This window comes from Paenibacillus algorifonticola (assembly GCF_000971975.1).
Lineage (GTDB): Bacteria > Bacillota > Bacilli > Paenibacillales > Paenibacillaceae > Pristimantibacillus > Pristimantibacillus algorifonticola.
On the sequence record NZ_LAQO01000011.1, the window covers coordinates 64,821 to 78,956 of the forward strand.

At 49.7% G+C, this 14,136-nt stretch carries 17 protein-coding genes; all 17 read left to right on the top strand.

The features are described 5' to 3' along the window. Nucleotides 1–2: 2 nt before the first annotated feature. Nucleotides 3–785 carry a stage III sporulation protein AF gene (gene spoIIIAF / locus WH37_RS33735; protein ID WP_052737047.1) on the top strand — a complete coding sequence of 261 codons (783 nt, stop codon included), beginning with the start codon at nt 3–5 and terminating at the stop codon, nt 783–785. 23 nt (nt 786–808) lie between these two features. Beyond that, nucleotides 809–1,447, top strand: a complete 639-nt coding sequence (gene spoIIIAG, locus WH37_RS17685; RefSeq protein ID WP_046231942.1) for a stage III sporulation protein AG — start codon at nt 809–811, stop codon at nt 1,445–1,447. Nucleotides 1,448–1,482: 35 nt separating this feature from the next. Continuing rightward, nucleotides 1,483–2,091: a SpoIIIAH-like family protein gene (locus tag WH37_RS33740; RefSeq protein ID WP_052737048.1), complete on the top strand. Its 609-nt coding sequence runs from the start codon at nt 1,483–1,485 to the stop codon at nt 2,089–2,091. A gap of 139 nt (nt 2,092–2,230) precedes the next feature. After that, on the top strand, nt 2,231–2,836 hold the full coding sequence (locus WH37_RS17695) for an acetylglutamate kinase (protein ID WP_231594273.1): 606 nt from the start codon (nt 2,231–2,233) through the stop codon (nt 2,834–2,836). Between the two features lie 309 nt (nt 2,837–3,145). Then, nucleotides 3,146–3,646 carry an acetyl-CoA carboxylase biotin carboxyl carrier protein gene (gene accB, locus WH37_RS17700; RefSeq protein ID WP_046231943.1) on the top strand — a complete coding sequence of 167 codons (501 nt, stop codon included), beginning with the start codon at nt 3,146–3,148 and terminating at the stop codon, nt 3,644–3,646. Nucleotides 3,647–3,694: 48 nt separating this feature from the next. Continuing rightward, nucleotides 3,695–5,080, top strand: a complete 1,386-nt coding sequence (gene accC, locus WH37_RS17705) for an acetyl-CoA carboxylase biotin carboxylase subunit (RefSeq protein ID WP_046231944.1) — start codon at nt 3,695–3,697, stop codon at nt 5,078–5,080. 109 nt (nt 5,081–5,189) lie between these two features. Beyond that, nucleotides 5,190–5,597: an Asp23/Gls24 family envelope stress response protein gene (locus WH37_RS17710; RefSeq protein WP_046231945.1), complete on the top strand. Its 408-nt coding sequence runs from the start codon at nt 5,190–5,192 to the stop codon at nt 5,595–5,597. Nucleotides 5,598–5,696: 99 nt separating this feature from the next. Next, nucleotides 5,697–6,254, top strand: a complete 558-nt coding sequence (gene amaP, locus WH37_RS17715; RefSeq protein ID WP_046231946.1) for an alkaline shock response membrane anchor protein AmaP — start codon at nt 5,697–5,699, stop codon at nt 6,252–6,254. A gap of 14 nt (nt 6,255–6,268) precedes the next feature. Further along, a complete protein-coding gene (locus WH37_RS17720; protein ID WP_046231947.1) occupies nt 6,269–6,499 on the top strand; it encodes a DUF2273 domain-containing protein in 231 nt (76 codons plus the stop codon). Between the two features lie 217 nt (nt 6,500–6,716). Then, nucleotides 6,717–7,181 (top strand): transcription antitermination factor NusB, encoded by a 465-nt coding sequence (gene nusB, locus WH37_RS17725; protein WP_046231948.1) that lies wholly within the window; start codon nt 6,717–6,719, stop codon nt 7,179–7,181. Nucleotides 7,182–7,230: 49 nt separating this feature from the next. Then, entirely contained in the window at nt 7,231–8,091 is an 861-nt protein-coding gene (gene folD, locus WH37_RS17730; RefSeq protein WP_046231949.1) for a bifunctional methylenetetrahydrofolate dehydrogenase/methenyltetrahydrofolate cyclohydrolase FolD, read from the top strand. Between the two features lie 4 nt (nt 8,092–8,095). Further along, entirely contained in the window at nt 8,096–9,478 is a 1,383-nt protein-coding gene (gene xseA, locus WH37_RS17735) for an exodeoxyribonuclease VII large subunit (RefSeq protein ID WP_046231950.1), read from the top strand. Continuing rightward, on the top strand, nt 9,450–9,704 hold the full coding sequence (gene xseB, locus WH37_RS17740) for an exodeoxyribonuclease VII small subunit (RefSeq protein ID WP_074904853.1): 255 nt from the start codon (nt 9,450–9,452) through the stop codon (nt 9,702–9,704). The genes xseA and xseB overlap by 29 nt, the downstream gene beginning before the upstream one ends. A gap of 3 nt (nt 9,705–9,707) precedes the next feature. Then, nucleotides 9,708–10,622: a polyprenyl synthetase family protein gene (locus WH37_RS17745; protein ID WP_046231951.1), complete on the top strand. Its 915-nt coding sequence runs from the start codon at nt 9,708–9,710 to the stop codon at nt 10,620–10,622. Between the two features lie 115 nt (nt 10,623–10,737). After that, nucleotides 10,738–12,636 carry a 1-deoxy-D-xylulose-5-phosphate synthase gene (gene dxs / locus WH37_RS17750; protein WP_046231952.1) on the top strand — a complete coding sequence of 633 codons (1,899 nt, stop codon included), beginning with the start codon at nt 10,738–10,740 and terminating at the stop codon, nt 12,634–12,636. Between the two features lie 16 nt (nt 12,637–12,652). Next, entirely contained in the window at nt 12,653–13,483 is an 831-nt protein-coding gene (locus WH37_RS17755; protein WP_046231953.1) for a TlyA family RNA methyltransferase, read from the top strand. A 191-nt stretch (nt 13,484–13,674) separates the two neighbouring features. After that, nucleotides 13,675–14,127: a hypothetical protein gene (locus tag WH37_RS17760; protein ID WP_046231954.1), complete on the top strand. Its 453-nt coding sequence runs from the start codon at nt 13,675–13,677 to the stop codon at nt 14,125–14,127. Nucleotides 14,128–14,136: the final 9 nt, after the last annotated feature.

The window sequence follows — 14,136 nt, forward strand, 5'->3', positions numbered from 1 at the left end:
GCATGGTAGCTTGGCTGGGCGATTGGCTGCATGACATCATCGCCGTCATTATGCTCGCTGTATGCACCGAGCTGCTGCTGCCCAACAAGGCGATGCTGCGCTATACCAGACTCGTTATCGGCTTGCTCGTTCTGCTGACGCTGCTGTCTCCGCTGCTTCGCCTGCTGCAAGGCGACATAACGGCAGGGCTGAGTGCAGGCATCCAGCAATGGGAGATGAGCACGGCGCAGCGGCAGGTGAAAATGCCAACGCTTGCCGACATTCAGCGTCAGGCTGAGGATCTTAAACACAAGCAGCAGCAGCAGGCGGCTAACCTTACCGGCAGTACGCTCTCCAAAGCGATGGAAACCGCAATCGTTCGCTACACGGGTCAGACGGCAAGCTCGGTTGAAGTCAAACTGAAATGGATCAAGGAAGGGGATGTAGAGATGGTCGATATGGATACGGTGACAGTCACGTTTCCTCAGATGCTTCCTGAAGAAGAGGCGGCTCCGCCGAGAGGGTCTCCTACAGCTTCGGATGTGAATTCGACGCAGGATGGGCAGGAGGGTAATAGACAGATCGAAGCCGTTGAGCCGGTAAGTGTGGAGGTTATGGTGCCTGAGGTGGCGGAGACTGGGCAGTATAATTCTTCAGGAGAACAGAGTGATTCTGATGAACAGTTATGGCAGCCCGTGAACGCAGAGCTCGATAAGCAGACCAGAGCTGTGCTCACCGAGGGCTGGGGACTATCGCCTGAGGCCATCATCGTTCGCCAGCCGGCAAGCATTCGCGGAGAAAAGTGAAGCGAAAGGAGCGATAATGACAGGTGGCGAAGTGGCTGGAGAAGCTGGAAGCGATGGCGGGCGGAGGCCCTGGGGGACCGAAGCGAGTACAAATGCTGCGCCTCCTGCTCATTATCGGCTGTATTGGAGCGCTGCTGATGCTGATTAATTCTTTTCTCACCTATAATGAGGTTGAGCCTTCCGTACAGGGGCAAGGACAAAATCTGCAGCCGGTGGACGATACGGCCTGGACCAGCCCAGGCTCGCAGGAAGGAGCCGCTTTCGAAGCGGTAGAGCAGCCGCTGGAGGCGAGGCTTAAGGAAATTTTGGAGAAAATCGTTGGTGTTGGCGATGTGGATGTTCTGGTCACCATTGATTCAACGGAGGAAATCGTCGTTGAACGCAATGAGAAAGAGACGCAGTCGGTTACAGACGAGAATGACAAAAACGGGGGCAAACGGCATATTACGACGATTAACAAGGATGGCGAGGTAGTGCTTGTCGAGGTGTCCGGCGATCAGAAGCCGATCATCAAAAAGACGATCAATCCACGCATTCGCGGCGTTCTTATCGTAGCCAAGGGTGCGGAAAACGTAACCGTCAGGCGTTTAATTATAGATGCGGTCGAAAAAGGCGTGAATGTCGCGGCATCCCGCATTTCTGTTGCACCGAGGAAGCAGTAGTCCAGCTTTTATACCATTTTGAGGAGGGTGTTCACATGAACACGAAAAGACAAACGATTTGGCTCGTATCGATGCTCAGCTTGATGGTGGTACTGTCCGCCTATTACTTGTTTACGCAGGACGCAAGCTCGCCGGAATTGCTGACAGACAACTCGCAGTTGGAGCAGACGGTGGGGCAGGGAGCGACGGAGGCTGCGGGCAGCGGCATTGTCGTGGATGAGGTGCAGCAAGGTGCGGACAATGGGGTGAGCGAGGCTGATAAAGAGGTGCTGGAGCAGTATGAGCAAGGGAGCCCGGCAACGAGCGTGTTCGCCGATATTCAGGAGAAGCGGACGCAGGAAAATAACGAGGAGCTGGATAAGCTGATGGCGGATATCGCAAATACACAGGTAGATAAAGAGAAATCCACTGAAGCGGCAAAACAGCTTTCCTTGCTCGAAGAAAAAAATGTTAAGCTGACAGAGCTGGAAGAGCAACTGATGCAAAACTATGAATCTGCTATTGTGGACGAAGAAAACAACGTTTACAAAGTCGTCGTAGCCAGCGAGAAGCTGGAGAAAAATCAAGCAGCGGATATTGTTGATCTCGTTATGAAAAAAATGGAAATCAATGCAGATCAGGTATCGGTGCAATTTGTACCTTAATTAAGCCTTGCCAGAGCATGAAATCCCGGACGTCAGCTAAGCTGGCGTTTCCGGGATTTTTTTCTGTGCACAATGTTGCACGTTAATAGCGCTGCGCCTATATAATATACAAAAGTAAAAAAGGAGCTAACGACACGTTATGTATCGCTATTATCCCGCTCATCCCCATCAAATGGCTAAAACGCATCATCCTGTATGCTGGTCATCATCCAGCATGGAATTGAACCGCAAACTCCGGGCATTGTGGGTGCAGCATGTGTACTGGACAAGATTGACGGTGAACAGCATTGTTGACCGTCTTGCCGACGAACAAGCAACGACTGCCAGGCTGCTAAGGAACTCAACCGACTTTGCAGCGGCACTTGAGCCTTTTTATGGAAGGGCCATTGCGGCCAGGTTTGCCGAATTGCTGCGGGAGCATCTTGTAATTGCAGCCGAGCTCGTCAAAGCGCTCCAGGCTGGCAATAGCTCAGCGGCAGCGGATGCCCAAAGACGTTGGTATATGAACGCCGAAGCCATTGCCGACTTCCTGAGCCGGATAAATCCTTATTGGTCCAAAGAGGAGTGGAAAAGGATGCTTGATGAGCATCTTAGGCTGCTTACCGACGAAGTGGCGGCTCGACTCGCTAAAAACTATGAGCAAAACGTCGCCCTGAATGACCAAATCGAACCGCAGGCAATGGGAATGGCTGACGTAATGACGAACGGAATTATCCAGCAGTTTCCGTCTTTGTTTTCCATTTAATCGAAAATAGCGGGAGTTCGGGCTTTATTTTTATCGCCTGGGCTGCCGTTTTTTTTTAGGGACAGGCAGCTGTTTAAAGGTGATTTTATGCATTTGTAAAAAATAATTCGTGTTCCTGAGCGTTTATGATATAATGTTAAACGTTATTGTGCCAATTAATAAAAGTGAACAATGCAAGCTAAGCTTACTATGCGGTTTTGCTACCGCAAAACGAAGCAAATGCTTACGAAGCGGTTTTGCTACCGCAAAACTAGGCGAATGCTTACGAAGCGGTTTTGCTACCGCAAAACTTTAAGGAGTGAAACATTCATGTTCAAATTGAGCGAGATTAAAGAATTGATCAAGCTGGTCGATCAAACCTCCGTTCATGAGCTGGAAATCGAAAACGAAGGGACTCGCCTGCTGATTCGCAAGCCGGGGAAAACGGAAGTCGTCAATGTGCAAGCAGCCCCGCTAACGCATACATATTCACAGCAGCCTGCTCCCGTTTACACACAAGCACCTGCTATTGAGCCAGCTTCGCAGTCTACAGCATCTGAGACGCCTGCAGCGCGCGCTGCAAGTGAGAATTTGCACCAAATTACTTCCCCAATGGTTGGTACGTTTTACAGCTCGCCAAGCCCTGATGCTGCGGTATTCGTAAAACCAGGCGATCGCGTATCGGAGAAAAGCGTCGTTTGCATTTTGGAAGCGATGAAGCTAATGAACGAGCTGGAAGCGGAAGTGCGCGGCGAAATCGTCGAAGTACTTGTCACGAACGGCCAATTGGTGGAATACGGGCAGCCGCTATTTCTGGTGAAACCGGAATAACAGCATTGCTCCTTCTGGGAGAACTAGCCATTTGAAAGGAGTAACAATGTGAATTTCCAAAAAATTCTTATTGCCAACCGCGGCGAAATCGCCGTGCGTATTATTCGGGCTTGCCGCGAACTAGGCATTGCAAGCGTAGCCGTTTATTCGGAGGCGGATCGCGATTCGCTGCATGTGCGCCTTGCAGATGAAGCTTATTGTATTGGGCCTACTCTGTCGAAGGACAGCTATTTGAATTTAACGAACCTGATGAGCGTAGCTACCATTACGGAATGCGATGCGATTCACCCAGGCTATGGCTTCCTTGCTGAAAATGCGAATTTCGCGGAGCTCTGCGAATCCTGCAACATTACGTTTATCGGTCCTTCACCTGAAGCGATAAGCAAAATGGGTGACAAGGCGGTAGCTAAGCAAACGATGCAGCAAGCGAACGTTCCGGTTATTCCAGGCTCTGAGGGCCTGATTGAGACGATGGAAGAAGCGGTTGAAGTCGCTCGTCAAATCGGCTATCCGGTCATCATTAAAGCGACAGCAGGCGGAGGCGGCAAAGGCATCCGGATTGCTGACAGCGAGGAAATGCTCGTTCAGCAAATTACGACGGCGCAGCAGGAAGCGCAGAAAGCTTTCGGCAATGCGGGCGTATATTTGGAAAAATATTTGACAGGCATGAAGCATGTCGAAGTTCAAATTATGGCGGACAAGCATGGCAACGCTGTACATCTTTTTGAACGCGATTGCTCCGTTCAGCGTCGTCGCCAGAAATTGGTCGAGGAGGCGCCTTGTCCAGTTCTGTCGCCTGAGCTTCGTGAAGCGATGGGGCAAGCGGCTGTTCGCGCAGCGCTTACTGTTCAATATTCAGGTGCAGGAACGCTTGAGTTTTTGCTTGGGCCAGACGGCCAGTTTTATTTTATGGAAATGAATACTCGTATTCAGGTTGAGCATCCCGTTACAGAAATGATAACGAATGTCGATCTGATTAAAGAGATGATTTCCGTAGCGGAAGGCAATCCTCTTTCCTTCAAGCAAGAAGATCTTGCGATTAATGGCTGGTCGATAGAATGCCGGATTAACGCCGAGGATTCCGAGCGTAATTTTATGCCGTCTCCTGGACACATTCCGTTCTATCTCGCTCCAGGCGGTACAGGTGTGCGGGTCGACAGCGCGGTTTATCCGGGCTATACGATTTCACCGCATTATGACTCCATGATTGCCAAGTTGATCGTTTGGGGAAGAACGCGTGAGGAAGCGATTGCCCGTATGAAGCGAGCTTTGTCTGAATTCGCGATTGAAGGCATAAAAACAACGATTCCTTTCCATCAAAAACTGCTGGAGCATCCTAAGTTTATTGAAGGAAATTTTGATATCAAGTTCCTCGAGGATTATGATGTTTTCCATCCAGAGCAGGCTGTGGCAAAAGCTGCGGACAATCTGTAATGGTTTGTCATATTTCATGGCGAATGATATAGTATAGAAATAAGATGCGGAAGCTTTACCCGTTCGATGCAGGGCGGGACGCGCAACTTTAGGGAGGTGTAAAGCTATCATGAGTACAACAGCAACGGAGTATGAGAAAACGGACATTGGCGTTATTCAGATCGCACCCGAGGTTATTGAAGTCATTGCTGGACTGGCTACAGTTGAGGTGCCTGGTGTAGCTGGCATGAGCGGCGGTTTCGCAGGCGGAATCGCAGAGATGCTTGGCCGTAAAAATTTGTCTAAAGGCGTTAAAGTTGATGTTGGACAGCGTGAGGCGGCGATTGATGTATCCATTATTGTGGAATACGGCAACCGCATTCCAGAAATCGCTTCGGAAATTCAGCGCAATGTGAAACGTTCGATTGAAACGATGACGGGTCTTCATGTTATTGAAGTGAACGTACATATTCACGATGTTCATTTCAAAGCTGCTGAGAAGCCGGTAGAGGAAGACCAACTGCTGCGCGTCAAGTAATAACTGCATGGAAGAGAATTAACTATAACCCCCTCGTGATCGGCATGCCGCTCGGCGCAAGGGGGTTTTCATTCGGTTTGCCCGGAGGAGGCATTTGCATTGTTTAGAATTGTGGACAAGTTGCTATTGTTTATTTATAGCATCGTAATCGGTGCCGCTTCCATTTTGATCGCATGTATAGGCTTTAATTGGATTTCGAAGAGAGCGGTGCTTACGGCTTTAGACCGTATTTTTGAGCAGCCGTCGATCCAGATTTCCGTTATGGTTGCCGGGATTGTATTGTTTTTGCTCAGCTTGAGATTTTTTATTGTTTCCTTGCATCGCGGTTCTTCCGCTCCGCCTTCAATTGATCAACGGACAGATTTTGGCGACATTCGCATTTCCATTGAAACGATTGAAAATTTAGCCCTTAAAGCGGCTTCCAAGCGTCGCGGGGTTAAAGATTTGCGTGCGCGCATTCGTACTTCCGACTCTGGCCTTGACATTGTGCTTCGCGTGTTTGTTGATGGAGAAAGCTCTATCCCAACGATCACGGAAGAGATTCAGCTTGCTGTCAAAAGCCATATTGAGGATATTACAGGCATACCGGTTTCTAATGTGACGGTATTCGTGGCGAATGTCATTCAGACAGGCATGTACAAGAGTCGCGTGGAATAGAGGTGGGCTAGCGGATGTGGAGGGAATTTTGGGTTCATTACGGAAAGCGGACAATTGGCGCAGCAGCAGGACTCTTTTTCAGCTTTGTGTACTTGTTTGCAGGTTTTTGGGATATGCTGTTTTTTATGCTGCTTATTTCAGTTGGTTATTGGATAGGCAAGAAGAAAGATTTGCGGCAGGATCCGACCGCTCCATGGCAGCAAGTGTGGAGTGTTTTAATGGAAAGATTTCGCCCGTTTAGATAAACCTGTGGTCTCCTCCGTTCTCCGGAAGCCGGATTGCCGGTTGTTCGAGGCAGGGAGGAGATCATAGGTTTTTTTGAAATTCTAAGAATTGATAAGTTTCACTTTATTCAGCTTAGAATTCTCTGCGGAACGAAGCTGTGCCAGTCAAGGACGGCGCTATCCGTTTGCGCTAGCAATAATAAATTTCAGTAAGCAGTGCAACTGCTGTGGAGGTCCCATGAAACGTAGATTAGCGAGAGAAATTGCAGTATCAAGTTTGTACCAAATGGAAATGAATGAGGTCACGGCTGACGAAGCGGTGGACATGCTTCTTGAAGAGGCGCATTCCGCCAATGAGATCGGCGCGGAGCCTGGAGATATTGGCAATACGGATGATGATTTTGTAAGACAGCTCGTCATGGGCGTCGCGGAGCGTAAAGCGGCGATTGACGACATGCTGCAGGATCATTTGACCGGATGGCAGGTTGACCGGCTGTCTCGGGTAGACCGTCAGGTTTTGCGACTGGCTTGCTTCGAGATGGTATTTAGCAACGATGTACCGCCGAAAGCGGTTATAAATGAGGCAATTGAACTGGCTAAGCATTTCGGCACGGAAGAGTCTGGCAAGTTCGTAAATGGCGTGTTAGGGAAGCTGATTAGCGGACTTGAGCAGTTGAAAGCCGAGCCTGATCATACAAACTAGGAAACCGCCGGCGCGAAAGGCCGGTCGGCAAGAAGGGGAGCGACACATAATGAGCGCACATATCATTTTAGGCAAACAGATTTCGGATCTTATTCGTGAGGAAATTGGGGCAGATACGGCTTCGCTTAAAGAAAAGGGTGTTGTTCCGGGTCTTGCAGTTGTATTGGTTGGTGAAGATCCCGCTTCCAAAGTATACGTTGGTTCCAAGGAAAAGGCCTGCCAGCAGCTTGGGTTATATTCCGAGGTTCACCGTTTGGCCGAGTCGGCATCGGAAGAGGAAGTTTTGGCGCTAATCGCCAAGCTTAATAAGCAGGATACAATTAATGGCATTTTGGTGCAGCTGCCGCTGCCTAAACATATTAACGAGAAGGCCGTTATTGATGCGATTCGTGTGGAAAAGGACGTAGACGGTTTCCATCCTGAAAGTGTGGGTAATTTGGTAATAGGCGATGATAGCTTGCTGCCATGTACGCCAGCGGGCGTTATTGAACTGATTAAACGCAGCGGCGTTGATATTGCAGGCAAGCATGCAGTTGTCATTGGACGAAGCAATATTGTCGGCAAGCCTGTCGCAATGCTGCTGCTTAGAGAGCATGCTACGGTGACGATCTGCCATTCCAAAACAGCGAATATGGAAGAGATCGCAAAGCAGGCGGACATTCTTGTCGTAGCCATCGGCAAAGCGAAAGCGATTGACAGCAAGTTCGTGAAGCCAGGCGCAGTCGTTATTGATGTTGGCATTAATCGTTTGCCTGATGGCAAGCTGGCGGGCGATGTGGATTACGAGGATTGCTTGGAGACAGCTGGTTATATTACACCTGTGCCAGGCGGCGTTGGTCCGATGACGATTACGATGCTGATCCAGAACACCATTAAGGCAGCCAAACGCGCAAACGGAATCGGAGAGTAAGCCGATGACAGAACAGCCGCGGGTTTATTCGATAAAGGACATTAACCGATATATCCGGATGAAAATGGACTCGGACGCTGTGCTTGGCGATGTGTGGCTGCGCGGAGAGATATCTAATTTTACGCATCATTCCAGCGGCCATATGTATTTTACGCTTAAGGATAAAGACAGTCGGCTGAAATGCGTCATGTTTGCTTCGCATAACCAGCGGCTGCCTTTTATTCCTCGTGAAGGTGCTAAAGTGATGGCGCGCGGAAACATTTCTGTCTATGAGCGGGATGGCAACTATCAGTTTTATGTGGCTGCGATGCAGCCAGATGGTATTGGAAGCTTGTATCTCGCTTTCGAGCAGTTAAAAAGCAAGCTGGAGGAAGAAGGGCTGTTTGCCGCTGAGCGCAAGCGCCCGATTCCGCGCTTTCCTGGGGCGATCGGACTGATCACTTCGCCAACAGGAGCAGCGGTTCGCGATATGATGATTACGCTGCAGCGCCGCTATCCCGCTGCGCGTATTTATGTTTATCCGGTTCTGGTGCAAGGAGCGCAAGCAGCGCCTTCCATTTCACATGCGATAGAAGCAATGAACCGTTTTGGCGAAATCGACGTATTAATTGTAGGACGCGGCGGCGGCTCGCTTGAAGAGCTTTGGGCGTTTAATGAGGAGCAGGTAGCGCGCAGCATAGCCGCATCCGCTATTCCAATCATCAGCGCCGTCGGCCATGAGACCGATTACACGATAGCTGATTTCGTAGCAGATTTGCGGGCGGCGACGCCTACGGCAGCAGCCGAGCTGGCTGTGCCACATGCAGCCGAGCTCGAGAAGCATTTAAGCAGGCAGCGCCAGCAGCTGGAGCAATCACTGCGCCAGCTTATTCGCAGCCGCAAGGAGCAGCTTGCCCGTGTGCGCCGTTCGCCTTTTTTCCTTTATCCACGCAAATATTTGCTGGAGCAGGCGCAGCGCCTTGATTTGCTGGAGGAACGCTTGCGCCAGCGGACGCTTAAGGCAGCGGGACGCGGACGAAGCAGGCTGGAGCGTTTGCAAGCGACGCTTGCCGGGCATCATCCAGGGCAGCGCGTGCAGTTTGCCGCAAGCAGGCTCAAAGGAACCTCGAAACGGCTGGAACAGATCATCCAGCAAACGCTGCAGGAGAAGCAGCTTAAGCTTCATAGCTCCATACGCCAGCTTGATGCGCTTAGTCCGCTTAAGGTAATGGCAAGGGGATACGGGTTAGTTTATGAAGAGTCGGAGCAGCGCTTGGTCAAGTCAGTAGCAGATGTAAAGGCAGGGGATACCGTAAAGGTTAAACTAGCCGATGGGCAAATGACCTGCGAGGTATCGTCGTTGGAAGGAGAGGGCAGCAGTGGCAAAAAAAGAAGCAACCGAGCTTAGCTTTGAACAGGCGATGGAACAGCTTGACACGATTGTAGAAAAGCTTGAAAATGGCGACGTTCCGCTGGAGACAGCGATTGATCTATTTCAGGAGGGCATGCGTCTGTCTAAGCTGTGCAGCGGCAAGCTGGAGCAGGTGGAGCAGAAGATCGAGACGCTCATTGAAACAGAGCAGGGCTTTCAGAAAAAAACGTTTGCTCCACCGAGCGAAGACAAAGGAGAATAACGCTTGAGCGACACTGTTTTAGTAAAATCATATTTGGCGCAATGCGCCGCCATCGTAGAGCAGGCGCTGACCGAAGTACTGCCTGCGCAGTGGCAGGTTCCGGATAAGCTCCGTGAATCCATGATGTATTCTCTAGAAGCGGGTGGAAAACGCTTGCGACCCGCTCTTGTGCTCGCTGTAGCAGAGGCTATTAGCGGTGATGAAGATACGGTGACCAAAGCTTTGCCGGTTGCTTGCGCAATTGAATGCATACATACGTATTCCTTAATCCATGATGATTTGCCAGCGATGGATGATGATGATTATCGCCGCGGCAAGCTGACGAACCATAAGGTGTACGGAGAGGCGATGGCGATTTTGGCTGGTGACGCGCTGCTGACCCATGCGTTTCATTTAATTCCTAAAGCGGCGAAAGCTGGCGGTGTCAGTGCGCAGGTTGCACTCGATATCGTGGAAGATTTGGCGATGCTTGCCGGAGCTAGAGGCATGGTAGGCGGGCAAGTAGCAGATATGCTGGGTGAGCAGGGCATCACGTCGCTTGCGGAGCTTGAATATATTCATTTGCACAAAACCGGTGATCTGGTTGTGTTCTCTGTTACAGCTGGTGCACGTATTGGTGGAGCAACGGAAGAGCAAATCAAGCTGTTAGAGCAGTATGGCCGCAATATTGGGCTAGCTTTTCAAATTCAAGATGACATTCTAGATTTGATTGGCGATGAGACCAAGCTTGGCAAAAAGACGAACAGCGATGTCGAACAACAAAAAGTAACGTATCCTTTTTTGCTGGGGCTTGAGGAGAGCAAGGCTCAAGTAGAGCGTTTGACTCAGGATGCGAAATCAGCTGTGCTGACTGCGGGACTTGCAGCACCTGACAGGCTGCTGCAAATAGCCGATTATCTGGTGCAGAGGGATCATTAATCCGCTCAAATGCCACGATGATTGGGAAAAAAACAAAGCCTATGTTATAATAGCTTAAATATTTTGACGTCTATTGAACAGTGAAGGCTGCTGTTCGTGAAAGCGAGGAAGTACTGTGCTGCTTGAACATATAAACGGGCCTCAGGATTTAAAAGGGTTATCCAAGAAAGAGCTGGAGCAGCTTGCAAGCGAAGTACGCCAGTTTCTGATTGAGAAGCTTTCCGTTACGGGTGGTCACCTTGCATCCAATCTTGGAGTTGTGGAGCTAACGCTCGTTCTTCATTATTTATTTGACAGCCCAAATGACAAATTTGTATTTGATGTAGGTCATCAATCTTATGTGCATAAAATTTTAACAGGGCGCATGGATCGCTTCGATTCGCTGCGTCAATATAAAGGCATGTGCGGGTTTGTGAAACGCGACGAGAGCGTGCACGATGTTTGGGAAGCCGGACATAGCAGCACATCGCTGTCTGCAGCAATCGGTATGGCGATGGCGCGAGATTTTAAAGGCGAAGACAATCGGGTTATTGCCGTCATTGGCGACGGTGCTTTAACTGGCGGGATGGCCTTCGAGGCGCTTAATCATATCGGTCATGAGAAGAAAAAAATGATTGTGGTACTGAACGACAATGAGATGTCCATTGCGCCAAATGTTGGTGCGATGCATCAATACTTGGGCAAAATCCGTTCTGATCGCCATTATCAGAAGGCGAAGGAAGAGCTGCAGCATTTTCTGAATAAGATACCTGCTGTGGGTGGGAAGCTGGCCAAGACGGCGGAGAAGTTTAAAGACAGCCTGAAATATTTGCTGGTAACCGGCATTCTTTTTGAGCAATTTGGTCTTACTTATTTGGGACCGGTTGACGGCCATGATATGGAGCAGCTTTTGGATATTTTCCGCCAGGCAGATTCCGTGCCAGGACCTGTTCTTGTGCATGTGGTGACGGTTAAGGGGAAAGGATATTCACCAGCGGAAGCCGATTCTCATAAATGGCATGGCATCTCCCCATACAAAATCGAATCAGGTCAGGTCGTCAAGGCAGTTGGCTCGCCGATGTATACGCAAGTATTTGGCGATGTACTGATTGAGCTGGCCGAGAAGGATGAGCGCATTGTAGCAGTTACGCCTGCTATGCCGGGTGGATCAGGCCTAATGGAATTCGCAGCGCGTTTTCCAGGACGTATGATCGATGTCGGAATTGCCGAGCAGCACGCGGCGACGATGTCTGCGGCACTTGCGATCGAAGGAATGAAGCCGGTATTTGCCGTGTATTCCACCTTCCTGCAAAGAGCTTATGATCAGGTTGTGCATGATATTTGCCGCCAAAACCTGAACGTTATTTTTGCTATCGACCGTGCGGGCTTTGTGGGTCCCGATGGGGAAACCCATCATGGCGTGTATGATATTCCGTTTCTGCGACATGTGCCGAATCTCGTCATTATGATGCCTAAGGATGAAAATGAGCTTCGCCGGATGATGAAGACGGCGGTTGATTATAATGATGGTCCGATTGCGGTTCGTTATCCTCGTATCAATGGGCTTGGAGTACCGCTCGATGCTGAGCTGCTGCCTCTGCCAATTGGTTCATGGGAAACGGTGCGTGAAGGCGATTCAGCTGTCATTGTTGCGATTGGCCCGATGCTGCAAGTGGCGGAAGATGCGGCTGATCTGTTAAAACGAGACGGTATGAATGTTCGCATTGTAAATGCCCGCTTTATTAAGCCGCTGGATGAGCAAATGCTGTTGTCGCTAGCTAGTGAAGGCAAAAACATGATCGTGCTGGAAGAAGGCGCAGCGCTTGGCGGTTTGGGAAGCGCGATTCTTGAATTTTATTCACTGCGCGGCATTTATGGCCTGCCGATCCGAATCGTTGGTATTCCGGACCAGTTTATTGAACATGGTTCCATTAAAGAGCAGCGCGCTGAAGTTGGCCTGACAGGTGAACGGGTAGCGGCTGAGCTTAAAAACATGCATCCTCGCAGTAAAATGCGCGTAACCGGACAGCATTAGAAGGCTAGGTAAAAGAATGACGACACCGAAAGAACGAATAGATGTGCTGCTTGTCGAGCGCGGTTTTTATGAAAGCAGGGAGAAGGCGAAGAAAGCGCTAATGGCGGGCCTAGTTCTGGTGGATAATGAACCGATCGACAAGAGCGGAATGAAAGTTGCCCGCACGGCGGATATTAAAGTTAAAGGGGCTATTCACGCCTATGTCAGTCGTGGGGGCTTAAAGCTGGAGAAGGCGATTCGTGCTTTTGAGCTGGATCTCGCTGGACGTACGATGCTGGACATTGGTGCTTCGACAGGCGGTTTTACAGATTGTGCTTTGCAAAATGGAGCGGAATACGTCTACGCCATTGACGTCGGCTATAATCAGCTGGATTGGTCACTTCGCCAAGATTCACGTGTGAACGTCATGGAGCGCGTTAACTTCCGTTATATGAAGCCTGAAGAGCTGCTCGGGCCCAAGCCTACTTTTGCCACCATTGATGTCTCTTTCATCTCATTGAAGCTCATTTTGCCAGCGCTAGCGGGATTGATTGATCCGGGGTCAGGCGTGATGGCGTTAATCAAGCCGCAATTTGAGGCAGGGCGCGATAAAGTAGGGAAATCAGGTGTTATAAGGGATTCCAAGGTACATGCAGAGGTGCTGCACAATGTAACGCAGGCAGCTGCTGAGATGGGTTATACGCTGCGTGATCTTTCCTTTTCACCTATTACAGGCGGAGAGGGCAATATTGAATTTTTGGCTTACTGGATTTGGGATAACCAGCCTAATCAGCAGGTTCCCGATGATGCGGCAATTATGGAGCTCGTCAAGCAGGCGAGCGGTACCTTTTCCGCTGAGAAACAGTAGCAAGCTGCGAGGGGAATGCCTGCATCGCTAAGGCGATCGGGTGTTCCCCTATTTTTTGCTTTACAGAGTTGGGTCTTTTTTGATACACTGGACTCAACCAAACATGCGTTCGCTTTATAAACATTGACAGGAATATGCCTCCTTCATCACGAACCATTATATATAAGGATGTTTTGGATGGAGGGTCGCATATGGACAAATACGGTGACTGGTTAATTATGCTAGTTGCCTCCGCCTTGTTAATCTTGTGGTTGTTTCGATTGTTTCATCGCTGGCTGCATGAGCCAGCCTCCTTTAACCGCTTGAAGCTCGGTAAGGGTGTCCCGCTTGATCCGAATGATGAGAACGTTCTGTTTCTTGAGCAGAATGGTTATCACGTCGTATCAGGCAAGCACCGGATCCCCATTCAGATCGACTTGGATGGTCATGAGCTGGACAGCCGCTTGTATATTGATTATATTGCAGAACTTGACGGTGAGTTATACATCGTGAAGACTGCAAGGGATCGTATGCCGATGGATTGGACGGGAAGCGGAATAAGGGACAGGCTGCTTGTGTACGCGTTGTTGCTGCCGAAATGCCAAGGCATCCTGTTTATTAATGTGAAGGAACGCTCCATTAGAAAAGTTGTTTTTCAGTTGTAGAATAGCATG

Coding starts and splice junctions, on each gene's coding strand:
- spoIIIAF (WP_052737047.1), top strand. CDS start 3: ATGGTAGCTTGGCTGGGCGATTGGCTGCATGACATCATCGCCGTCATT.
- WH37_RS33740 (WP_052737048.1), top strand. CDS start 1,483: ATGAACACGAAAAGACAAACGATTTGGCTCGTATCGATGCTCAGCTTG.
- WH37_RS17695 (WP_231594273.1), top strand. CDS start 2,231: ATGTATCGCTATTATCCCGCTCATCCCCATCAAATGGCTAAAACGCAT.
- accB (WP_046231943.1), top strand. CDS start 3,146: ATGTTCAAATTGAGCGAGATTAAAGAATTGATCAAGCTGGTCGATCAA.
- WH37_RS17710 (WP_046231945.1), top strand. CDS start 5,190: ATGAGTACAACAGCAACGGAGTATGAGAAAACGGACATTGGCGTTATT.
- WH37_RS17720 (WP_046231947.1), top strand. CDS start 6,269: ATGTGGAGGGAATTTTGGGTTCATTACGGAAAGCGGACAATTGGCGCA.
- nusB (WP_046231948.1), top strand. CDS start 6,717: ATGAAACGTAGATTAGCGAGAGAAATTGCAGTATCAAGTTTGTACCAA.
- folD (WP_046231949.1), top strand. CDS start 7,231: ATGAGCGCACATATCATTTTAGGCAAACAGATTTCGGATCTTATTCGT.
- xseA (WP_046231950.1), top strand. CDS start 8,096: ATGACAGAACAGCCGCGGGTTTATTCGATAAAGGACATTAACCGATAT.
- WH37_RS17755 (WP_046231953.1), top strand. CDS start 12,653: ATGACGACACCGAAAGAACGAATAGATGTGCTGCTTGTCGAGCGCGGT.
- WH37_RS17760 (WP_046231954.1), top strand. CDS start 13,675: ATGGACAAATACGGTGACTGGTTAATTATGCTAGTTGCCTCCGCCTTG.